Below are 21,024 nucleotides of genomic sequence, written 5' to 3'. Positions count from 1 at the left end.
GAGATTTGCTGGAGTCTTGCCTGGTTCCTGAGGCGCTTCAGCGGCGGCGGTGTCCCGACACATCGACGCCCGCATCGTGCGGGAGGGCGAGAAAGCGCAGTGCGGAAGCCAGCCCTATGGCCGCGATGCAAAGGAAAGCGGCGCGGATATCCATCAGCATTCCGCCATCCGCCCCGTCCGCGCGCAGGTAGGACGACAGGCGGATGATTGACGCGGCGACGGCGACCCCGAGTAGCTGCGCGAGCTGCTGCAGCATGGCGGAGATGGTCGTGGCTGCACTTCGCTGCGCCGGCGTGACATCGGCGAAGGCGATCGTCGTCAGCGAGGTAAACTGCATCGAGCGAGAGAGGCCGCAGGCGACAAGCAGCGCGAAGAGAAGCATGTGCGGGGTCTCGCCGTCGACAAATGCGAAGGCGCCGATCGTCAGCGCCGCGATCACGCCGTTGACCACGAGCAGCGAGCGGAAGCCGAACAGGCGGAGCGCCGGCGTCGTCACGCTTTTCATCAGCAGATTGCCGAGAAAATAGGCCAAGACGAGCGACCCTGTCTCCACCGCGTCGAAGCCCAGACCCAGCTGAAACAGCAGCGGCAGCAGGAACGGCGTGGCATTGACCGCCAGCCGCCCGGCGGTCCCCGCCGAAAGGGTGGCGAAGGCAAAGGTCGGAACCTTCAGCACTGCCATATCGAGAAGGGCATTCGGCGTTCGCTGCAGATGGCGGATGGCGAAACAGCCGGTCAGGACGCCGGAGGCCAGGATGGTGAGCGGGCCGGGACCGACAGAGGCGCTGGAGAGCTCCAGCCCGGCCAAGGTCAGCGCCAGCGCGCCGCCGGTAAGGAGAAAGCCCACGAGATCGAAAGGGCGGGCGCCCTCCCCCGGTACGCGCGGCACGAAGGACGCAACGAGAACGACACCGAGAACGCCAAGGGGCAGGTTGATGAAGAAGTTCCATTGCCAGCCGCTGTGAGTGGTGATCCAGGCGCCGATCAGCGGCCCGATCACCGGCGCTATCAGGGCCGGCCACGTGATGGTGGCGATCGCCCGCACCAGTTCCCCCTTCGGCGCACCGCGCAAGACGAGCTGGCGCCCCACCGGCGTCATCAGCGCGGCGGACGCACCCTGGAACAGCCGCGCAACGGTGAATTGCAAAAGCGAGCCGGAAAAGCCGCAGGCGACGGAGGACAGCGTGAACAGCACGATCGAGGTCAGAAAGACCTCCCGCGCGCCGAAACGATCGGCAAGCCAGCCGGCGGGGGCAATGAATACCGCCATGGCGAGCAGGTAGGCGGTAAAACCGATATTGAGCGCGACGACGTCGGTGTCGAAGCTATGCGCCATGGCCGGCAGCGACGTCGCGATGATCGTGCTGTCGAGCATCTGCATGAAGAAGGCCACGGCGACGACCGCCGGGACGATCCGGGTGCGATGAAGGGGGAGCGGCGAAGAGGGAATGGAAGTCATCACGAACAGCCAGAGCACTTCCAGGAAAAGTGGGTAATGCTTTTCCGCCCGGAAGTGCGTGGTTCAAATGGTTAGAGCCCTTCGGTGTTTTCATGAAACATTGAAATGCTCTGAAAGGGGCGCCGGTCCATGAACGCCGACGCCCGGGCCTAATACATGTCAGTTGCTGGCGGCAAGTCTTTTGATCGCCGCTTCGTAGAACGACCGGTCGATCCATGTCCGGTAATCGACCTTGCCCTTCAGCAAGCCGGCATCGGCCATGAAGGCTTCCTCCCCCTGGAGCGCGCGAACGGCTGCATCGGTGATTTCGGGATCCTGGTAGAATTTGCCATTTGGATAGGTCGCGCGCACGGCCTTGTCGCTGTTGCCGGTTTCCTTGACGAAGATCGCGATCGTTTCCTCCGGGTTGGCATCCGCCCAACGAGCTGCCGCGACGTCGACGGCAAGCAGGCGGGCGACGATTTGCGGGTACTTGCGTGCGAAATCGCCATTGACGCTGATGAGATGCGGCACGGCCCATTCCGGGCTTCCCGATACGCCGGCATCGAAGATCACGCGGGCCTGGCCCTCTTCGACGAGTTTCTGCACCGGTCCGGTGCTTTCGACGATGGCATCGACGTCGCCGCGGGCAAGCGCCGGCCCGGAGCTTTCGATGCCGAGATTGAGGCTCTCGACGTCGCCGATCGAGACCCCGGCCGCCTTCAGTGCCTTGGCGAAGGTCGAGTGGCGCACGGTGCCCGAGAGGTACGCGACCTTCTTGCCCTTCAGGTCTTCTATCTTCCGGATCGGCGAATCCGGCTTCACGACGATCTGTGTTTCGTTGGAGCGATTCCAGCTCGAAAGACCGATCAGCTTTACGTCCGCACCGGTCGCCGCCAGGCGGAGCGACGGGTTGTTGCCGATATAGGTGAAGTCGAGGGCGCCGGAGCCGAGCGCAACGGTGGCAGCCGAGCCGCCGTCGAAGGTCGTCAGCTCGATCTTGATGCCCTCCTTCGAAAACTCGTCTTCGAGCAGCTTCTTATGGCGATAGAGAATGAATTTCAGGTGGCCGGGCGCCGTCGAGCCGATGCGGATGGCGTCCGGCTTCGCCTCGCCGGCCAAGGCCGGCGCAAGGCCGGCGACCGGCAGGATCGAAAGGGCCAGAGCAAGTTTCAGAAGCGTCCGGCGAAGCGGGCGGATCGAGGGGGATGTCATCGATGAATCCTTTCGAGATCGGCGGTTCGTTGATGAAAGCAGCTACTTTGTACGAGGGTCAGTTCGGTCCGCTTTCGGCGCTACCGCGCCAGCGCGTCGCCCGCCGCTCGCCGGCAACGAGCAGGTAGTTGAGCAGGAGGCCGATGATCGTCAGCGTCAGGATACCCGCATACATCCGGTCGGTTTCCAGCATCAGCGAGGAATGCTGGATGAGGTAGCCGATGCCGGATTGCGCGGCGAGCATTTCAGCGGCGATGACCGAGAAGAGCGAGGTCTTCACGCCGAGCCGCGCTCCCGCGACGATCGAGGGAATGGCGGAGGGGAAGATCACCTTCTTGAAAAGGTCCCAATCCGACGTGCCCATGGAACGCGCCGCCTTGACGAGCAATGGATCGACCGACTTCACGCCGACAATGGTGTTGATCAGCAGGAAGAAGACGGCGGCGTAGAAGGTGATGGCGATCTTCGAGGCTTCTCCGATGCCGAGAACGAGGATGAAGACCGGCAGAAGCGCGAATTGCGACGTGTTGCGCAGCGTCTGGACGAGAAAATCGGAGGCCTTCTCGAAGAGCGAATAGCGGCCCATCAGGAAACCGAGCGGCACGGCGGTGACGCAGGCGAGCAGGAAACCGATCGCGGCACGCTCCAGGCTGATACCGATGTGGTCGGCAAGCTGCCCGGAGACGATCATCTCCCACAGTACCGCGAGCACCTGGCTCAGCGGCGGGAAGAAGAGCGCGTTGATCCACCCGGCGCGCGGCGCGATCTCCCACAGGAGCGCAAAGGCGATGACGGCCGGGAGCCCGAGGGTGAATGTGGTAAAGGTGCGACCGAGCGCCGTCGGCGTCTTCGGCAGCGCGCGCTTTCGGCGCAGGACCAGGGAACTGCGCAGCGGCGGGTTGCGGTCTGCAATGAGGCTCATCGGATCCTCCCTCAGTTGGCGTAGCTGGAAGCAAGAGCCCAGTCGCGCTGAGCCTTGCTCACTTCGTCGCGCAGGCTTTCCCAGACGCGCCCGCGGTAGGCGTTGAAAGCTTCACCGTTGCGGATATCGAGGTCGCGCGGGCGCGGCAGATCGATCTCGACGATTTCCTTGACCCTCGCCGGACGGGCGGTCATCACCACCACGCGGTCGGCCAGATAGATCGCCTCGTCGATCGAGTGCGTGACGAAGACGACGGTCGTCTTTATCTGCTCCCATATGCGCAAGAGCTCGCTTTGCAGGATGTCCCGCGTCTGGGCGTCGAGCGCGGCAAAAGGCTCGTCCATCAGCAGTACCTGCGGATCGGTCGACAGTGCCCGGGCGATCGCCACGCGCTGCTGCATGCCCCCGGAAAGCTGAGAGGGGAAACGGTCCTCGAAACCCTTGAGCCCGAAGAGGTGCAGGAAATGACGGGCCTTCTCGCGCCGCTCGGCGGCCGGAACGCCGCGCACTTCCAGGGCATATTCGACATTCTGCAAGGCCGTGCGCCAGGGAAAGAGCGCATATTGCTGAAAGACATAGGCCGTGCGGGCATGCGGCTTCGACACCTCGATGCCGTCGATGCTGGCAACGCCCGAGGTCGCCCCGGTCAGCCCCGCAATCACGTCAAGCAGCACCGACTTGCCGCTGCCGGAGGGCCCGACCAGCGTGATGAACTCGCCGCGATCGATGCTGAGATCGACGCCGTCGAGCACCGCGATCCGGTTGGAGGTCACGCCGTCCACGGTCACGGTCTGTCCCGGCTTCAGGGTAAAGGTCTTGCACACCCCATTGACGGCTATGCGTTCCATGTTCGTCTCTCCTGCATTCAGACCTGCGCCACACGGATGTGGCGGGTCGGATCATTCTGTGCCCCTCCGGCGCGCCCGCGGCTCCAGCCGAGCGATCGGGCATAGAGACCGAAAAGATCGCGCTCCAGAACTTCGGCCTCGGTGATGCCGATCGGCCCGTGCGCCTGTTCGGCGACATAAAGCGCATCCGCCGGACAGTAGATTTCGCAGAGGAAGCAGGTCTGGCAGTCGTCCTGCCGGGCGATGACGGGAAGGCCGGTTTCGTCGCGGTCGAAGACGAAGGCGGGGCAGATGCGCTCGCAGATGTCACAGCGAATGCAGCGGTCGGTGGAGACGACTTCGATCATCGCTCAGCCCTCCTGCGCCATTCCGAGCGCCAGGTCCTCGAGCGCAAGGTCCTCGCGTACCGCCGTCACCCGATCGAGGCCGGAGACGATGATGCGGCCCGCCTGTGATTCGTTCTCTCCCGGGAAATCGCGCCGGCGATGCACGCCGCGGCTTTCGGTCCTGAGCAGGGCCGCGGCCACCGTCCAGCGCGCACTCGCCGTGACCGACGCGACCTCGCGCGAGCGAAGGCGTTCGATGCCGGTCGCAGGCTTCGTCCGGCTGAGCTTCGACCAGAGGTCCTCGAGCACCCTGCGGCTCGCTTCCAGCGACCCGGCCGTGCGCCAGTAACTCTTGTCGAGCGGCGCGATCTCGTCGTGCACCGTCCGGGCGGCGGCCGCGAGGTCGATATCCTGGCGCTCGCCCCTTCCCCTGAGACCCGTCGTGCCGAGCGCTTGCAGCCGTGCATTGTCGCGGCCCCGGCGGCGGCGCGCATGCTGTGCCGCGCCATGGCCCGCCCACCAGCCACTGGCGATTGCCCAGGACGCGTTGACGGCGCCGCCGCCGGAGACGCCGCCGGTCACGTTTTCGCGGCTCGCCGCATCACCGGCCGCATAGAGGCCGGCAATGCCGGTTGCGCAGTCGGAGGTAACGAGGCGGATGCCGCCGGTGCCGCGCACCGTGCCTTCATATTTGAGTTCGACGCGGAAGAGGTCCTCGAACGGGTCGATGCCCATGCGGTCGTAGGGCTGGAAGCAGTTCGGCTGGCCGCGCCGGAGCCAGTCCCGCATGGCGGGTTCGGCGAGGTCCAACCTGGCATAAACCGGACCGGAGAGCATGGCGTCAGCCACCTGCCGTTCGCCGCCGCCGATGCCGTTGGTGACCGGCTCGCCGCGGCCGTCGCGAAGCACCTCCCCGTTCTCTCGATAGAAGGTGGCCCAACGGAAGGGAAGGCCCTTGTTCAGTGACGAGCCGTGCGGCGCAAGCGTATATTTGCCGGTGAATTCCATGCCCGAAAGGGACGCGCCGGCCTCCACGGCAAACAGGTAGCCGTCGCCCGTCAGACCCGTTCCGCCGAGGATGCGCTCGAAGAAGGCGCACCCGCCGGTGGCGAGCACGACCGCACCCGCCGACACCCGGAAGCTTGCGCCGGTGCGGCGCACGAGCCCCGCCGCGCCGCCGATGTGATTGTCGTCACCGACCAATTCGAGGATGGGATGATGATCGAGAATGGTGACGCCGGCTTTGTGCACGCGCCGGCGCATGAAGCGCATGTAGTCCGGGCCGCGCAGATTGGCGACGTAGAGGCTGCCGTCCTCCTCGCTCGGAAAGGGGTAGCCCCATTCGACCAGCTTCTGCAGGTTCTCGTAAGCCCGGTCTGCCGAGCGCAGCATCCAGCGCCGGTCGGCAAGGCCGGCCGTCCGCTTGAAGCGCTGCTCTACGGAGGCCGCACGGCCCTCGCCGGGCGGAACGCACCACGTGCCTGTATTGGACGGCGCCGTGGCCCCACTCGTGCCATGATAGCCCTTGTCGGCCAGCACGACGCGCGCGCCTGCTTCGGCGGCGGACAGTGCCGCCCAGGCGGCGGAGGGCCCGCCACCGACGACGAGCACATCCGTTTCGATGAGACGCCCGTTTTCCGCAGGCTGTTCATTGCGACGCGAAGCCATGGTGCACCGATCTACAGGATGAAGAGGGCGGTGCCGGGCCTTCCCGGCCCGGCAGTGAGAGCGCCGCTCAGGCGGCCGTGGGGAACCAGGATGGCTCGTTGCCGGCTGTCCACTTGATGTTGCAGCCGATCGATGGGACCTGAGTGGTACCGACGTCCTCACCCTTCAGCACCGCATCGACGGCGGCGCGCAGATCGGCGCCCGTCACATCTTTGCCGTTACCCGGGCGAGCGTCATCGAACTGCCCGTGATAGACGAGCCGCCGTTCGCGGTCATAAAGGAAGAAATCCGGGGTACAGGCCGCGCCATAGGCCTTGGCGACGCTTTGCGACGCGTCCTTGAGGTAGGGAAAGCCATAGCCGAAAGTCTTCACCTCTGCGCCGACCCGCTCGAGCGTCTCTTCCGGAAACGCCTCTGCATCATTGCTGTTGATCGCGACGACGGCGAGCCCCTGCCCGGCATAATCTCCCGCGAACTTCGCCAGCGCTTCACGGATCAGAACGACGAAGGGGCAGCGGTTCGAAATGAAAGCGACAAGCAGCGCCGGGCTGTCCTTGAATTCCGCGAGAGTGAACAGATTTCCCCCCGCGTCGGGCAGGACGAAGTCCGCAGCGCGCGTTCCCAGTGTGATGGAATTGGATTGAGTCTTGGGCATGGTGTCCTCCTGACAAGCCGATGAGGAGGAGTAAATCGTATATTATATAGAATTAGTAGACAATAATTTTCGTTTGAACGGCTCCGCGTAGATATCATTGGCGTGAGAGTGCTGGACGCAAGGATTCTTTGCCGGTCAGCACGGGTGTGGAACATCGGCTGCGCGCATCGAAGTCGGCGATGGAAGTCCGCTCGGCGGCACCTCATCGCCAGAGGCGCCAATTTTCAGGAGCGCTTGAGTGCCGGGTCGTCGAGCGCCGGATTGTAGAAGAGCGAGAGCGTCAGGCTACGCGCGATGCGCTCTGCTGTGCCCATGAACCAGGCCTTCGCTTCCTCATTCGGTGCAATGTCGTCGAGGGTCGCGGCAAAGAGCCCCAGCCATTTCGGGAAGAGCTCCGGAGACATATTGGCGACGCCGAGATGCGCCTGCACCGGCTTTCCGCCGTAAGCGCCGCTGCGGAAGGCAACGGCGGACCAGAAGCTTTTCATCTTCTCCATGTGCTCCGGCCAGCGTCCCGAAAGCCGTGCGTCGAACACCGGCCCAAGCTCCGGATGCGCGAGCACCCGCGCATAGAACGTGTCGACCAGCTTTCCGATGAACGCTTCATCGATCCCCAGTGCTTTCATCTCCGCTTCTGCGCGTTCGCGCATAGCCGCGCTTTGCACAGCGTGGCCCTTCAATTCGTCGCTCATACCATCCGCCCGGTTCGGCCGTTTATGCTGCCCACTATATAGGGGTTGCGGACGTCGCGCCAAAAGCCGAACTGCAGAATGCGGCAATCTGCCCGACAAGGCGGCACACGGGTTCGCTCCGGCGTGCCGCCAGACGAGTGTCCGATGACGGGCCGATCAACCTTCTCATCTCGATCTGACAGCTTTTGGTTGTTTTCCGGGAATCGCTTCAGCCCCTGAAAAATCATCCGACTTCGATCGTCTTACCAGCGTGGATGCCCGTTTGAACCGTACCAGGATCGAGCGGGCGCAGGACTTATGTCAATCGCAGATCGAGGGGTAAGAGAGTGTCGAGGGGTATTTCGAGCGTTGCGTCGCATCGATGGAGCCGTGTAGCTTTTGCGGGGGTGTCGCTTCTTGCTATGTCGGTTGCATCCGCAGTCGGGCAGGAACAGCAACCAAACGGGCAAACCGGAATTCGGACCAGGAACGGCAATGCTTCCGATGGCAATGCGACGGTGCTGGAAACGATCGTGGTCACGGGGCAGTCGAATAAAGGGACCGCTCCAACGAGCACGATCGGGCAGCCTCCTGAGCCTTACGCCGGCGACCAGGTTGCGACCGGGGCGCGGATCGGCATGCTGGGGAACCGTCCCGTTCTTCAGACGCCGTTCAGCATCACGGCGCTGACGTCAAAGCTGATCCGCGATCAGCAGGCGCAGTCGGTTGCGGATGTTACGCTGAACGATCCGTCCGTGCGTCAGGATGCGCCGGCATTCAGCGAGCGTGATTCGTTCTTCATTCGCGGCTTTTCGGTTACCAATCTCGACACGCTTTATGACGGCCTTCCCTATCTCGCCAATCCGAGGCGCAGTTTTCTCGAAGGCATCGAGCGGGTCGAAATCCTGAAAGGACCGACGGCGCTCGTCAATGGCGGCATGGGTCGGGTCGGCGGCACCCTCAATCTTGTTCCAAAGCGCGCCACCGATGAGCCGCTGACGCGTGTGACGACAACATACATGTCCGACTCGCAACTCGGGACGCATCTGGATGTCGGTCGTCGCTTCGGCCCCGAGGGCGAGTGGGGTGTCCGCTTCAACGGTGCCTACCGGGGCGGCGATACAAGGCTCGAGCACAGCGAAAACGAAGTGGGCGTCGCTTCGCTGGGGCTGGATTATCGTGGCGACCGGGTTCGCGCATCGCTTGACCTCAACCAGTCCAAGCAGGACATCGACGCGCCCACATCGTTGTTCAATGGCGCTGTTCCGGGCATCGAAATCCCGGCTGCACCTAACGGAAAAATCAACACCGCCAACCCCTTCGAATATCACGACAGCACATATCGCATGATTGCGGGGCGGATCGAGTTCGACGTTTTCGACAACACGACCCTTTATGCCGCCGGTGGAGCAAGCCGCTACCGGGAGGATTTTTTGACGTCCTCCTACACCATCCTGAATTCGAACGGCGATGCTACGTCCAGCCTTGCCATCCAGCCGCAGCAGATCCAGGGCCTTTCCGGCGAAATCGGCCTGCGCTCGGATTTCGACACGGGCCCCGTCGGCCACCAGCTTTCGATCTCGGTGTCGCGAAGCCTCAACGAAAACGATCGCGGCAGTTTCCTGCGGGGTGCGCTCGGCCTGCCGCCGGAATATCCTACCAACATCTACGATCCGGTCTATCTGCCGGATGGTTCGGTCGACACAAGCGGTTTCCCGCGCTCCAGCGACCTCGTTCCTTTTGCCGACCTTCTTTCCACCAGTTTCGCCATCTCCGATACGTTGTCCTTCTTTGACGACAGATTCCTGCTGACGGCTGGAGGCCGTTACCAGGATGTCCGCTCACGCGGCTTCAACACGCGGCCAGGCAATCCTGACCGCCCGGTCGGCAAGCGAAACTATCTCTACGAGGAGGGCCGGTTCAGTCCTGCGGTTGCTGGGGTCGTCAACATTACCGACGAACTGGCAGTCTATGCCAATTACGTGGAAGCACTGTCGGAAGGCGAGATTGCGCCCGGCACCGCCACGAACGCGGACGAAATCTTCCCGCCCTATGTCCACGACCAGAAGGAGATCGGCCTGAAATACGATCTGGGCTCGTTCATGCTGACGGCTGCCCTGTTCGAAATCCGCCAGGAGAGCGGCTACACGAATCCCGCCGACAATATCTTCGGCATCGACGGTTTACAGGTCAACCGTGGCATCGAGCTTTCCGTGTTCGGTGAGCCTGTGAACGGCATACGTGTTCTGGGAGGCGTGACATTCATGAATGCGGAGCTGAAGAACACGGCAGGCGGGGCATTCGACGGCAGAGGCGTTCCGGGCATACCGCAGACTGCGGTCAGCATCTATGGCGAGTATGACACGCCCTGGGTGGAGGATCTTACCCTGACGGGTCGTGTGGTCTATGGCGGCAGCACCTATTACGACAAGGAAAACACCCAGAAGGTTCCCGGCTGGACGCGCGTCGACCTGGGGGCTCGCTATCTCTATGAGCGGGAAAGCGGCAAGCCGATCGAACTTCGCGCCAGCGTCGCCAACGTTTTCAACGAAAACTATTGGGCGTCGTCGGCGCGCGGCTTCCTTTCCGCTGGCGCGCCGCGCACGCTCATGCTCTCGACATCGTTTGATTTCTGAACCTGAAATCCAGGCAGGACGGTCGCGCCTGTTGGCGCGGCCGTTTACGTGCACAGCGGCGGCACCTGGCTCGGGGAGACGCCGCGTCCCTATCGCTTTTCAGTAGACGCTTTCGTAGGCCGCGCAGACCTCCGCCTGGGTCTTGCCCGCAAGATAACCTATCTCGCCCTCCTTATGCTTGACGTAGACGTCGGCAAAGCCTTCGGGGAACCAGCTGCACACCGTCGCATCATCCTTGAAGCGCTGGAGGGCCGCCTCGAGTGTCTGCGGCAGGCGGACGTAGCCACGGGTGGCAAGGGCCTCCGGGCTCAGGAGCGAAAGATCTTCCTGTGTCGCCTCCGGCACCGGGAGACCCTCCTCGATGCCCTGTACCCCGGCATGAACGATTGCTGCGAGGGCAAGATGCGGGTTGGCGGTTGCATCGGCCGCACGGAATTCGAAGTTGAACTGGGCTGCGCGGGCGATGTCGCTGATGTCGGAAACCGGGCAGATGCGCACCGATGCCTCGCGGTCGCGAAAACCGAGATTGTTGAAGGCTGCGCTCCAGCGATGCGGCGTGAGACGCAGGTAGGAGACCACGCTCGGCGCCGTGATCGCAATGATCGAGTCGAGATATTTCAAAATGCCGGCGACGAACTTTCCCGCGACATCGGACAGCTCATGTTTGCCGTTCGGATCGTAGGTGACCGGGTCACCCGCCGAATCCAGCATGCTCATGTGGACATGCACGCCGTTGCCGACCCCGGCCGGATCGCGGATCGGCGTGAAGGTCGGCTCATAGGAAAGCTCGCGGGCGACGAGACCGACAAGTTCGCGGGTAATCAGCGAATGATCGGCGATGGTGACGCCCCTCTGGGGGCCCATCGTCACCTCGAACTGACCGGCGCCGAACTCCTTCAGAATCGTATCGGGCGTCACGCCCGCCGCACGCATTGCCGCGATGATCGCCTCGCAGAAATGCCGTTCCTCCTGAAACCCTCCGAGCGTGAAGGCCTTGCCGAGATCGCCAAGGCGGTGCTTGAGCTGGAATTCATGCTCGAAGGCACCGTAAAGCGTGACACCCGCCACGCTCTGCAACCGCTGCAGGGCGGCCTCGAGAATAGAGCGCGTGCAGAATTCCCACGGGCGGCCGTCGGTATAGCGAATGTTACCGAGAACGAAGTTCTCCTTCGGCGCCCCCTCCTCGCTTTCGAAGCTGACGCAGGTCGACGGATCGGGAATGAGCATGAGGTCTCCGAGCGAGCCGAAGGGGCTTTCGGCGATCGCGTCGAAGCAGGTGATCTGCACATTGGTCGGCGTCCAGCCGACGCCCCGCCGCAAGCGCTTGTCCATCTGCGCCAGCGGAAAGGCCTTGCCGCGCACCTTGCCCGAGAGATCGCCGCAGCAGGCGACCATCATTTCCTCACGTTTCATCTGCGTCCCCGTTGATGCTGTCCTGGTCGTAGCCCGGCATCGCAAAGCGGATGCCGTCCCAATCCTTGATACGCTTCTGCGTTGCCTCCCAATCGGCCTCCGAGACGCGCACGATGAGTGCCTCGACGAGCGCCATGGCAGCCGAAACCGTGTCCCAGGCCGTGCCGGCGTCGATCGGCAGCGCGACGATGTGATCGGCGCTGCGGGCAGCCGGCGACATCCACTTGTCGGTGACGACGACGATGGTCGCGCCACGCTTCTGGGCGATGTTCTCGGCGAGGCGTGCGAGGCTGAGCTGGTAACGCCGGAAATCGATCAGCAGCACGACATCCTTCCTGCGCATGCGCAGCACATGCTCCGGCCAGAATTCCGGGTTGTCGGCCATGTGGTAGATGCCGCTGCGGATCTGCCGGAGATGGATCGACAGGAAGGATGCGATGCTGTCGCTGACGCGCCCGCCGAGCAGGAAGATGTTGCGCGACGGGTCGGCGAGAAGCTCGGCCAGAATGTCGAACTGTGCCTGCGAGACCATCCCCGTCATTTCCCCCATGACGGCCGAAACACGCGCTACATATTCCGACAGGAACTCCGAATGGCCGACCGGCCTCTGGCTGGATTTGAGGTCGAGGGGCGAGCGCCGGCCCTCCTTCAGCTCGGCGATCAACTGGCGTTGCAGGTCCTGAAAGCCGCCGCAGCCGATCTTACTGACGAAACGGGTGATGGAGGGCGCGCTGACGCCGGTCTTGGCCGCCAGTTCCTGAATGCTTTCCAGGCCGGTGAAGGGGTAATCGGCGAGAATGGCATTGGCGATCTTGCGCTCGCTGGCCGTCAGCTGCCCGGCGGCCTCGCGGATCCTCGTGCGGATCGTCGTCGACGATTTCCCATCGCTCATCAGCGTGTCTTCCCCTTGCTGGAACGAATATTCGCGTCATGAAAAAAATTAGTCAAATAGAAAAATCAGATTGACTATGATTGAAAAATTTCTTTGACTGATCGCCATCGAAGCCCGCGCCGCCGGCCCGCGCCGGACCGCACGACGGATCTCATCTCATGCTCAGGCTCGCAGATCGCGACACGACCGGATTGCTGCAGGCGGGTGACCCCGATCCCGTAGAATGGATCAATCCCACCGGCCGATCGACGATCTTCCTCACCTGCGAGCATGCGGGCCGCGCCCTGCCTGCAGCGCTTGGCGATCTCGGCATTGCACCCGAGGAAATGGAGCGCCACATCGCCTACGACGTCGGCGCCGAGGGTGTTGCGCGCGGCATTTCCGAACGCCTCGATGCAGCGCTCGTCCTGCAGCGATACAGCCGGCTCGTCATCGACTGCAACCGTCCCTTCGAAGCGACGGACTGCTTCGTGGCGCAGAGCGACGGGACCGTCGTTCCGGTCAATGTCGACCTGTCCGACCGCGAACGCCGCGGCCGCTACGTGGAAATCCATCAGCCGCTGCACGAGGCGATCGCCGTCGCGCTCGACCGGAGACAGGCGACCGGCAAGCCGCTCTTCCTCGTCTCGGTACACAGCTTCACGCCCGTGATGCGCGCGACCGGCGCAGTCCGGAATTTCGAACTCGGCCTTCTCTACAATCGCGACGCCCGTTTCGCCCAACGACTGGCCGAAACCTTCCGCGCCGCCAATCCGGACGTTACCGTCAGGCTCAACGAGCCGTACCACGTCGACGATCTCTCCGATTACACGATCCCCGTGCACGGCGAGCGGCGCGGCATTCCGCATGTGCTTCTCGAAGTGCGCAACGACCTCATCAACGACGCCCGCGGGCAACAGGAATGGGCGGACCGGCTGGCCGGCCCCCTCCGGCTTGCGGCAGAAAGCATCGAAGGAACCAATGATGGCCGCTGACCATCTGACCACCCGCGACGTGCCGCTAGACCCGGCCGCTTCCGCCATCCTGTTCATCGACGTGCAGAACTTTTCGGTCAGCCGCGAGGGGGGCGAGTTCAAGGATGTCTCCGATGCGGATATTGCCGGCAAGTACGGCTACTACTTCAACCGTATCCGCGAGGTGGCGATACCGAACATGCAGCGCCTGCTCGCCGGTTTCCGCAAGGCCGGCATCGAGGTGTTGCACACGACGATCGAGAGCCTGACGAAGGACGGCCGCGACCGCAGCCTCGACTACAAGATCACCGGCTTCAACGTGCCGAAGGGCTCCTGGGATGGTAAGGTAATCGATGAGCTCGAACCGCTGGAGGACGAAATCGTCTTCCCGAAGAGTTCCTCCAGTGTCTTCGTCTCCACCCATATCGACTATGTGCTGCGTAATCTCGGGGTGAGGCAGATCGTACTGTGCGGCCTCCTGACCGACCAATGCGTGGAATCGGCAGTGCGCGACGCCTGCGACCTCAACTATCTGGTGACGCTCGTACCGGATGCCTGCGGCACCTATTCCGAGGAACGTCACTGCACCTCGCTGAGCGCAATCAAGGGCTATTGCCGCCAGATATCGACCGACGATCTTTTGAAGGAAATCGGGCAATAACTGCCCAAACGGCCGACGGGAGGCAAATAAGGAGCATACGAGAGCGGTCCGCACAAGAAGGTCAAAAGACCAGGCCGCAGAACCATCACTGCCGAATGGCATCAATAAGGGGAACGACCATGAACAAGACTTCCAGACTGTTTCTCGCAGCGGCGAGCTTCGCGCTTGCCTCTTCCACAGCCATTGCCGACGACGACAAGATCCTGATCGGCGGCGCACTCTCGATGACGGGCATTCAGGCTCCCCTCGACACGCCCGGCTACAACGGCGCGAAGGTCGCCGTGAAGTATCTCAACGACAATGGCGGCTTGCTGGGCAAGCAGATCGAGTTCATCAACATCGACGGCAAGTCGGATCCGGTGACGGTCGGCAATGTCGCGGTCGAACTGATCGACAAGGGTGCTGAGATCATCGTCGCACCGTGCGATTTCGACTTCGGTTCGCCCGCGAGCCGGGAGGCGCAATCGGCAGGCCTCGTCGGCATCTCGACTTGCGCCTCCGACCCGCTCTATTCCTCCTGGTCGCTCGGCGACAAGCAGTTCACGCTCTCCATGTGGAATACCACGATGGGCGCGACGGCCGCCGATTTCGCCGTGAAGGAAAAGGGCTGGAAGACGGCCTATGTCGTCACCGACCAGTTCATCGCCTATACCAAGTCGCTCTCGAAATATTTCGTGGAGCAATTCAAGGCCGATGGCGGCGAGATTCTGCTCGAAGACACCTACACGAACGGCGACAATAATTTTTCCGCCCAGCTCGCCCGTCTCCAGGCGCTCGGCAAGAAGCCGGACGTGATCTTCGTCTCCTCCTACGGCACCGACATCGGTGTGATCATCCGCGCGTTGCGCGAGGTGGGCTACGATGCGCCGGTTCTCGGCGGGGACGCCTATGACGACCCGGCCATGCACGAGGCGCTCGGCGAAAAATTCGGCAACGACGTCTATTTCGTCACGCATACCTGGATGGGCCCGGAGGCACATCCGGACATGCCGAAGTTCATCGAGCTCTACAAGGAGATGTTCGGCAAGGCGCCGGACACGTCCTTCGTCTCGACGGGCTGGGATACGATCATGCTGCTCGCCGAGGCGGTCAAGGCGGCCGGAACGACCGAAGGCGCAGCGCTCGCCAAGGCACTGGAAGATGGCCAGTTCAAGCTGCTGACCGGCGATCTCGACTACGGCACGAACGAGGAAGGCCATGTGCCGAACAAGGCTGCGGCCGTGATCGAGCTCAAGGGCGGCAAGCCGAGCTTCGTCGGATGGCGTAAGCCGGAATCCCTGCCTAAGCCCTGATCGGTCAATTCGGGTCGGCCGCAAGGCCGGCCCCATCACTTCGGAAAAGCCATGTCTGAAACGCGTCTCGCGGTAAACGACGTGTCGGTGGAATTCACCGGCCTGCGCGCACTCGACCATGTCTCGCTCTCGGTCGCCGCCGGCGAGGTCGTCGGCCTCATCGGGCCGAACGGCTCCGGCAAGACGACGCTCATCAATGCCATCACCGGCCAGGTGAAGCTGGCGACCGGCACGATCGCCGCCGGCGACACCACGCTGTCGGGTCTCTCGCCGCGCGAGATCGCGCTTGCGGGCGTCAGCCGCTCCTTCCAGATCGTACGCATTTTCAACTCTATGACGGTCATGGAGAATGTCGAGGCGGCGGCGCTGGCAAAGGGCGCCTCCCGCACCGTGTCGGCTGAACGCGCGAAAGGCCTGCTGGCCGAACTCGGCCTGACGGCGAAGGCGGACGAGCTTGGCGAAAGCCTCAGCTATGGCGACAAGCGCCGCGTCGAAATCGCCCGGGCGCTCGCCGCCGAGCCGCGCTTTCTGCTGCTCGACGAGCCCGCCGCCGGCATGAACGATGCCGAGACGGAAACCCTGCTGCACACGCTCGCCGAGTTGCCCGAGAAACGCGGCCTCGGCCTTCTGATCATCGACCACGACATGGGTCTCATCATGCGCCTCTGCCACAGGCTGCATGTGCTCGCCTCCGGCCGCACGATCGCGGAGGGCGACGCCGCCCATGTCCGCAGCCACCCGGCCGTTATCGAAGCCTATCTCGGCAAGGGGGCGGCCCATGCTTGACGTAACCGACCTTTCCGTCAGCTACGGTGCGATCCGCGCTGCGCGCAGCATCAGCTTCACGCTTCGAAAGGGTGAGCTGGTGAGCCTGCTCGGCGCCAATGGTGCCGGCAAATCCTCGACCATCAAGTGCATCGCCGGCGCGCTGAAAGCGTCCGGCGGCACGATCACGCTCGAAGGCAAGGACATCACCGCGGCGAGCCCCGAACAGGTCGTGCGCGCGGGCCTTGCCACCGTGCCGGAAACCCGCGACGTCTTCCCGGACCTGACGGTCGCCGAAAACCTGATGCTCGGCGCCTATATCCACCGCCGCGACCAGGCCGGCAACCGCGACAACCTCGAGAAGCTGAACACGCTCTTCCCGCGCCTTGCCGAGCGCTCGAAACAGGCGGCCGGCACGCTCTCCGGCGGCGAGCAACAGATGCTCGTCATCGCCCGCGCGCTGATGGCGCGGCCACGGGTGCTTCTTCTGGACGAACCCTCGCTCGGCCTTGCGCCGGCCATCGTCGAACGCATCTTCGAGATGATCGAGACGCTGAAGAAATCCGGCCTCACCATCCTGCTCGTCGAGCAGAACGTGAACCAGGCGCTCGCGGTCGCCGACCGCGCCTTCGTCATGCGCCTCGGCGCCATCGTCGCATCAGGCACGGCCGAGGAAATCCGCTCGACCAGCGACCTCAGCGCGCATTATCTGGGAGGCTGATCCATGGCTTTCGCGATCCAGTTCGTCATCGACGTCCTGAGCCTCGGCGGCGCCTATGCGCTCATGGCACTCGGCCTCGTCATCATCTACGGCATCCTGCGCCTCGTGAACTTCGCCTATGGCGAACTCATCATGGTGGCCGGCTACACGATGTTTCTCGCCAGCGGCTCGGGCCTGCCCTGGATCGTCATGGCGGTGCTCGCCGTCGGCATGGCGATCCTCTTCGGCATCATCACCGACTATGCCGCCTTCCGTCCGGTGCGGGCCAAATCGGTGACGGCGGTGCTGATCACATCCTTCGCCTTCTCCAACCTGCTGCAGAACGCGGCGCTGCTCTTCATCTCGCCGCGGCCTCGCAACGTGCCGCTGCCGGACATCTTCTCGCAGACCGTCTCGATCGGCGGTGCGATCACCCCGGTCCGCAACCTCATCACCATCGCCGCCTCCATCGCCCTGCTCGCCGGCGTCGCCTTCCTGATGCGCAGGACGACGCTCGGCATCGCCATGCGCGCAGCGGCGACGAACTTCACCATGGCGCGCATGTTGGGAGTGCCGGCGAACCTCATCATCTCGTCCGCCTTCGCCCTTTCCGGCTTCCTCGCCGGCGTCGTCGGCATTCTCTGGATCGGCCGCATCGGCACCGTCGTTCCGGGCATCGGTCTGGAGCCGCTGCTCGTCGCCTTCATCGCCACGGTCATCGGCGGCATGCGGAGCCTGCCCGGCGCGGTTGTCGGGGGCTTCCTGCTCGCCCTCATCGACACCACGCTCAACTACACCCTGTCGCAGGATCTGCTGAAATTCCGCGACGCCTTCACCTTCAGCCTCGTCATCCTGATCCTGCTCTGGCGCCCCGACGGCCTCATCAGGGGTCCGGCGAGCGGACAGCGGACCTGAGGGAGCGCGACCATGAAACACTCCTATTTCACCGCCCTCATTCTCATCGGCGTCATCGTTACCATCGCCGTCGGGAGCCAGCTCCTCGGCATCCGCCTCTACGACCGTATCGCCACCAACCTGCTGATCTCGCTCGTGCTGGTCATCGGCCTGCAGACCTTCATGGGCAATTCTGGCCTGCTCTCCTTCGCCCATATCGGCTTCATGGGCCTCGGCGCCTACACGTCCGCCGTGCTCACCATCCCGGCTCAGATGAAGGGCATGGCGCTGCCGGATCTCTACGAGTTCATGAAGGTCGTGGAGGTTTCGCCGCTCCTCGCCATGTTCGCGGCGGGCGTGCTGGCCGCCGTCGTCGCGGCCATCGTCGCCTATCCGCTGATGCGGCTTTCGGATGCGGCGTCGGTGATCACCTCCTTCGCGCTGCTCGTCGTGCTCTACACGGTCATGAACAACTGGAGCGCCTTCACCAACGGCCCGCGCACGCTCTTCGGCCTGCCGAAGACCACGGACATGCCGGTCGCCGCGATCGTCGCAGCCATCGTGGTGGTGGTGGCGCTTGCCTTCAAGGAATCGCGGACAGGCAAGCTGCTGCGCGCCTCGCGGGAGGACGAGGTCGCCGCGGCGGCCCTCGGCGCCGACATTCCGCAACTGCGCTGGCGCGCCTTCATCCTTGCCGCATTCATCGCCGGCATCGGCGGAGCGCTGTGGGGACATTTCATCACCTCGTTCGCGCCGAAAGCCTTCTATCTGAAGGAGACGTTCCTCATCATCACCATGCTGGTGATCGGCGGCGCCAACACCGTGACGGGCGCCGTGGCGGGCACGATTCTCGTCACCTTCGCCTATGAGGGGCTGCGCGGCACGGAAGGCGCGCTCAACGCCACCGCCCTGGGCGCCGGCCAGGTCGTCGGCCTCACGGAAATCGTCCTCGCGCTCGCCATGATCGCCGTGATGATCGTCAAGCCGGGCGGTCTCTTCCCGAACCGCGAGATAGGCCACATCCTCACCCGCGCCCGCCGCAAGAAGGAGACAGTTGCATGAACTGGAAGACCGCCTACCGATCTTTCTACTATGCCGGTGCCGAGGAGCCGGACGACATCGCGCTCGATCCGGAGACGACGGCGCTGCTGGTCATCGACATCCAGAACACCTATCTCGACCCGAAGGATACGCCTGAGGAAACCGCCCGCTGGCAACCTTTCTACGAGCGTATGCGCAAGACGGTGATACCGAACACGGCGCGGCTGATCGACGAATGCCGCAAGCGCAAGGTGGAGGTCATCTTCGCCCGCATCGCCTGCCTGAAGCCGGACGGGCGCGACCGCTCGCTGAGCCAGAAGAAGCCCGGCTTCAATTACCTGCTCCTGCCGAAGGAGCTGCCCGAGGGACAGATCGTTCCGGAGCTGGAACCGCGTAGCGACGAGATCGTCGTCACAAAGACGACAGACAGTACGCTGACGGGTACGAACCTTCGCCTCATCCTCCACAATATGGGCATCAAGGACGTCATCTGCTGCGGCATCTTCACCGACCAGTGCGTCTCCTCGACAGTGCGCAGCCTTGCGGATGAAAGTTTCGGCGTGGTCGTCGTCGACGATTGCGGCGCCGCGGCGACGGACGATCTGCACCGGCGGGAACTGGAAATCATCAACATGATCTACTGCCATGTCGTCTCGCTCGAAGAGGTTCTCACCTTTTTCAAATAGAGGAGATTGCCTGCGTGCCAGGTCTCTACGCCCGCGAAAGCCGCTCGGTTTCCAAAATGGCGCATCTGCGGTTTTTTCCGCAGGCGGTCGTCGGGGGCAGCGGCGCCTATCTGACCGCCGACGACGGGCGGCAGCTTCTCGATTTCTCCGCCTCCTGGGGCGCGGCGAGCCTCGGCCACTCCCACCCGGCGATCCGTGAGGCGGTGGGCCGCGCGCTCTCCGATCAGGCGGGCGCGAGCTATCTTTCATCGGCCAACGAGGCTTGCGTGCTGCTCGCCGAAAAGCTGCTTTCGCTCGTGCCGGAGCGCGCCCGCGGCCGCGTCTGGTTCGGCCATTCCGGCTCCGACGCCAATGAGACGGTCGCCCGCATCGTCGTCGCCGCCACCGGCCGGGCGCGCATTCTTGCGTTCCACGGGGCCTATCACGGCGGCACTATCGGTTCCATGGGCGTTTCCGGCCATCCGGCACAACAGGGCAGTCGGGCAGAAGGCCTGACGCTCGTGCCCTATCCGAACAGCTATGCCGCGGGCAGCCCCGAGGTTGCAAGGGACGCCGCGCTCGCCCATCTCGAGCGGCTCTTCGCGACCGAAGTGCCGCCGGAAGAGGTCGCAGCCTTCTTCATCGAGCCGATCCAGTCGGACGGCGGCATGCTGGTGCCGCCGGACGGGTTCTTCAAGGCGGTGGAAGCGCTCTGCCGCAGGCACGGCATTCTGATCGTCTCGGACGAGGTGAAGGTCGGCCTCGGCCGCAGCGGCCGCTTCAACGCCTTCGAGCATTCCGGTATCGAACCGGACATCGTCGTCTTCGGCAAGGGCCTTGGCGGCGGCCTGCCGATCTCTGCGGTGGTCGGTCCGGAAGCCATCATGAACCACAGCGTTGCCTTCTCGCTGCAGACCGTGCACGGCAATCCCGTCTGCGCGGCCGCCGCGCTGGCCGTGTTGCAGACGATCGAGCGCGACCACCTCATCTTGAATGCGGAAAGAAGCGGCAAGGTGCTGCGCGAAGCGCTTGACCGCCTTACCGCCCGCCACACGCTGATCGGCGATGTGCGCGGCCGCGGCCTCGCCCTCGGCATCGAACTTGTGACGGATCCCGCCAGCCGCGAACCGGCTTCGCGTCAGGCGGCGCTGACCGTCTACCGCGCCTTCCAACTCGGTCTCGTCCTCTATTATGTCGGCGTGCAGTCCAACGTCCTCGAACTCACGCCGTCGCTGACATTGACGCCGGCGGAGGCCGAGTCGGGTGTGGCTATGCTCGGCCAGGCGCTCGCCGATGTGGCGGCTGGGCGGATCGATGAGGCCTTGCTCAGAGATTTTGCCGGCTGGTAACGGCGTCGCTGGTATTCACG

At 63.8% G+C, this 21,024-nt stretch carries 20 protein-coding genes; 10 read left to right on the top strand and 10 right to left on the bottom strand.

The window, feature by feature from the left end:
- Positions 1-37: 37 nt before the first annotated feature.
- The 8 genes from M1D34_RS02185 to M1D34_RS02150 form a co-directional block, all read right to left on the bottom strand.
- Positions 38-1,477 (bottom strand): MFS transporter, encoded by a 1,440-nt coding sequence (locus tag M1D34_RS02185; RefSeq protein ID WP_498780454.1) that lies wholly within the window; start codon positions 1,475-1,477, stop codon positions 38-40.
- Between the two features lie 141 nt (positions 1,478-1,618).
- Positions 1,619-2,653, bottom strand: coding sequence for an aliphatic sulfonate ABC transporter substrate-binding protein (locus tag M1D34_RS02180; RefSeq protein ID WP_015007894.1), 1,035 nt, complete (start codon positions 2,651-2,653; stop codon positions 1,619-1,621).
- 58 nt (positions 2,654-2,711) lie between these two features.
- Positions 2,712-3,575, bottom strand: coding sequence for an ABC transporter permease (locus M1D34_RS02175; protein ID WP_498780452.1), 864 nt, complete (start codon positions 3,573-3,575; stop codon positions 2,712-2,714).
- 11 nt (positions 3,576-3,586) lie between these two features.
- A complete protein-coding gene (locus tag M1D34_RS02170) occupies positions 3,587-4,423 on the bottom strand; it encodes an ABC transporter ATP-binding protein (RefSeq protein WP_015007896.1) in 837 nt (278 codons plus the stop codon).
- 17 nt (positions 4,424-4,440) lie between these two features.
- Positions 4,441-4,770, bottom strand: coding sequence for a 4Fe-4S dicluster domain-containing protein (locus tag M1D34_RS02165; protein WP_010970046.1), 330 nt, complete (start codon positions 4,768-4,770; stop codon positions 4,441-4,443).
- A 3-nt stretch (positions 4,771-4,773) separates the two neighbouring features.
- Complete coding sequence (locus tag M1D34_RS02160) at positions 4,774-6,417, bottom strand: FAD-dependent oxidoreductase (RefSeq protein WP_498780449.1); 1,644 nt, start codon at positions 6,415-6,417, stop codon at positions 4,774-4,776.
- A 67-nt stretch (positions 6,418-6,484) separates the two neighbouring features.
- Positions 6,485-7,072 (bottom strand): thioredoxin family protein, encoded by a 588-nt coding sequence (locus M1D34_RS02155; RefSeq protein WP_498780447.1) that lies wholly within the window; start codon positions 7,070-7,072, stop codon positions 6,485-6,487.
- Between the two features lie 224 nt (positions 7,073-7,296).
- Complete coding sequence (locus tag M1D34_RS02150) at positions 7,297-7,764, bottom strand: group III truncated hemoglobin (RefSeq protein ID WP_498780445.1); 468 nt, start codon at positions 7,762-7,764, stop codon at positions 7,297-7,299.
- Between the two features lie 401 nt (positions 7,765-8,165).
- On the opposite strand from M1D34_RS02150, the gene M1D34_RS02145 reads away from it, so the two are divergent.
- On the top strand, positions 8,166-10,379 hold the full coding sequence (locus tag M1D34_RS02145; protein ID WP_498780443.1) for a TonB-dependent receptor: 2,214 nt from the start codon (positions 8,166-8,168) through the stop codon (positions 10,377-10,379).
- Positions 10,380-10,478: 99 nt separating this feature from the next.
- Here the strand turns inward: M1D34_RS02145 and M1D34_RS02140 are convergent, their stop codons facing one another.
- Both M1D34_RS02140 and M1D34_RS02135 read right to left on the bottom strand, forming a co-directional pair.
- The gene (locus M1D34_RS02140; protein ID WP_498780441.1) at positions 10,479-11,792 is read right to left on the bottom strand and encodes a glutamine synthetase family protein; all 1,314 of its coding nucleotides are present in this window, start codon (positions 11,790-11,792) and stop codon (positions 10,479-10,481) included.
- Complete coding sequence (locus tag M1D34_RS02135) at positions 11,782-12,684, bottom strand: MurR/RpiR family transcriptional regulator (RefSeq protein WP_004434149.1); 903 nt, start codon at positions 12,682-12,684, stop codon at positions 11,782-11,784. The genes M1D34_RS02140 and M1D34_RS02135 overlap by 11 nt, the downstream gene beginning before the upstream one ends.
- A 158-nt stretch (positions 12,685-12,842) precedes the next feature.
- On the opposite strand from M1D34_RS02135, the gene M1D34_RS02130 reads away from it, so the two are divergent.
- The 9 genes from M1D34_RS02130 (at position 12,843) to M1D34_RS02090 (ending at position 21,004) form a co-directional block, all read left to right on the top strand.
- Positions 12,843-13,658 (top strand): N-formylglutamate amidohydrolase, encoded by an 816-nt coding sequence (locus M1D34_RS02130; protein WP_107608300.1) that lies wholly within the window; start codon positions 12,843-12,845, stop codon positions 13,656-13,658.
- Positions 13,648-14,298, top strand: a complete 651-nt coding sequence (locus tag M1D34_RS02125; protein ID WP_028010000.1) for a cysteine hydrolase family protein — start codon at positions 13,648-13,650, stop codon at positions 14,296-14,298. The genes M1D34_RS02130 and M1D34_RS02125 overlap by 11 nt, the downstream gene beginning before the upstream one ends.
- Positions 14,299-14,417: 119 nt before the next feature.
- Positions 14,418-15,590: an ABC transporter substrate-binding protein gene (locus tag M1D34_RS02120; protein WP_015007905.1), complete on the top strand. Its 1,173-nt coding sequence runs from the start codon at positions 14,418-14,420 to the stop codon at positions 15,588-15,590.
- A 51-nt stretch (positions 15,591-15,641) separates the two neighbouring features.
- Positions 15,642-16,376: an ABC transporter ATP-binding protein gene (locus M1D34_RS02115; protein WP_004434161.1), complete on the top strand. Its 735-nt coding sequence runs from the start codon at positions 15,642-15,644 to the stop codon at positions 16,374-16,376.
- Entirely contained in the window at positions 16,369-17,076 is a 708-nt protein-coding gene (locus M1D34_RS02110) for an ABC transporter ATP-binding protein (RefSeq protein ID WP_127596057.1), read from the top strand. The genes M1D34_RS02115 and M1D34_RS02110 overlap by 8 nt, the downstream gene beginning before the upstream one ends.
- Positions 17,077-17,079: 3 nt before the next feature.
- Positions 17,080-17,970, top strand: coding sequence for a branched-chain amino acid ABC transporter permease (locus M1D34_RS02105; protein ID WP_010970054.1), 891 nt, complete (start codon positions 17,080-17,082; stop codon positions 17,968-17,970).
- 12 nt (positions 17,971-17,982) lie between these two features.
- Positions 17,983-19,011: a branched-chain amino acid ABC transporter permease gene (locus tag M1D34_RS02100; protein ID WP_498780436.1), complete on the top strand. Its 1,029-nt coding sequence runs from the start codon at positions 17,983-17,985 to the stop codon at positions 19,009-19,011.
- Complete coding sequence (locus M1D34_RS02095; protein ID WP_498780434.1) at positions 19,008-19,676, top strand: cysteine hydrolase family protein; 669 nt, start codon at positions 19,008-19,010, stop codon at positions 19,674-19,676. Before M1D34_RS02100 ends, M1D34_RS02095 begins: the two co-directional genes overlap by 4 nt.
- Before the next feature lie 14 nt (positions 19,677-19,690).
- On the top strand, positions 19,691-21,004 hold the full coding sequence (locus tag M1D34_RS02090) for an aspartate aminotransferase family protein (protein WP_498780432.1): 1,314 nt from the start codon (positions 19,691-19,693) through the stop codon (positions 21,002-21,004).
- Positions 21,005-21,024 lie beyond the last annotated feature (20 nt).

The organism is Ensifer sp. D2-11, assembly GCF_054161295.1.
This window is presented reverse-complemented; position numbering and strand designations above follow the sequence as displayed.

Bases quoted from the DNA above. Each gene is read 5' to 3' on its own strand.
- M1D34_RS02180 (WP_015007894.1), bottom strand. From the start codon at position 2,653: ATGACATCCCCCTCGATCCGCCCGCTTCGCCGGACGCTTCTGAAACTT.
- M1D34_RS02175 (WP_498780452.1), bottom strand. From the start codon at position 3,575: ATGAGCCTCATTGCAGACCGCAACCCGCCGCTGCGCAGTTCCCTGGTC.
- M1D34_RS02170 (WP_015007896.1), bottom strand. From the start codon at position 4,423: ATGGAACGCATAGCCGTCAATGGGGTGTGCAAGACCTTTACCCTGAAG.
- M1D34_RS02165 (WP_010970046.1), bottom strand. From the start codon at position 4,770: ATGATCGAAGTCGTCTCCACCGACCGCTGCATTCGCTGTGACATCTGC.
- M1D34_RS02160 (WP_498780449.1), bottom strand. From the start codon at position 6,417: ATGGCTTCGCGTCGCAATGAACAGCCTGCGGAAAACGGGCGTCTCATC.
- M1D34_RS02155 (WP_498780447.1), bottom strand. From the start codon at position 7,072: ATGCCCAAGACTCAATCCAATTCCATCACACTGGGAACGCGCGCTGCG.
- M1D34_RS02150 (WP_498780445.1), bottom strand. From the start codon at position 7,764: ATGAGCGACGAATTGAAGGGCCACGCTGTGCAAAGCGCGGCTATGCGC.
- M1D34_RS02145 (WP_498780443.1), top strand. From the start codon at position 8,166: ATGTCGGTTGCATCCGCAGTCGGGCAGGAACAGCAACCAAACGGGCAA.
- M1D34_RS02140 (WP_498780441.1), bottom strand. From the start codon at position 11,792: ATGAAACGTGAGGAAATGATGGTCGCCTGCTGCGGCGATCTCTCGGGC.
- M1D34_RS02135 (WP_004434149.1), bottom strand. From the start codon at position 12,684: ATGAGCGATGGGAAATCGTCGACGACGATCCGCACGAGGATCCGCGAG.
- M1D34_RS02130 (WP_107608300.1), top strand. From the start codon at position 12,843: ATGCTCAGGCTCGCAGATCGCGACACGACCGGATTGCTGCAGGCGGGT.
- M1D34_RS02125 (WP_028010000.1), top strand. From the start codon at position 13,648: ATGGCCGCTGACCATCTGACCACCCGCGACGTGCCGCTAGACCCGGCC.
- M1D34_RS02120 (WP_015007905.1), top strand. From the start codon at position 14,418: ATGAACAAGACTTCCAGACTGTTTCTCGCAGCGGCGAGCTTCGCGCTT.
- M1D34_RS02115 (WP_004434161.1), top strand. From the start codon at position 15,642: ATGTCTGAAACGCGTCTCGCGGTAAACGACGTGTCGGTGGAATTCACC.
- M1D34_RS02110 (WP_127596057.1), top strand. From the start codon at position 16,369: ATGCTTGACGTAACCGACCTTTCCGTCAGCTACGGTGCGATCCGCGCT.
- M1D34_RS02105 (WP_010970054.1), top strand. From the start codon at position 17,080: ATGGCTTTCGCGATCCAGTTCGTCATCGACGTCCTGAGCCTCGGCGGC.
- M1D34_RS02100 (WP_498780436.1), top strand. From the start codon at position 17,983: ATGAAACACTCCTATTTCACCGCCCTCATTCTCATCGGCGTCATCGTT.
- M1D34_RS02095 (WP_498780434.1), top strand. From the start codon at position 19,008: ATGAACTGGAAGACCGCCTACCGATCTTTCTACTATGCCGGTGCCGAG.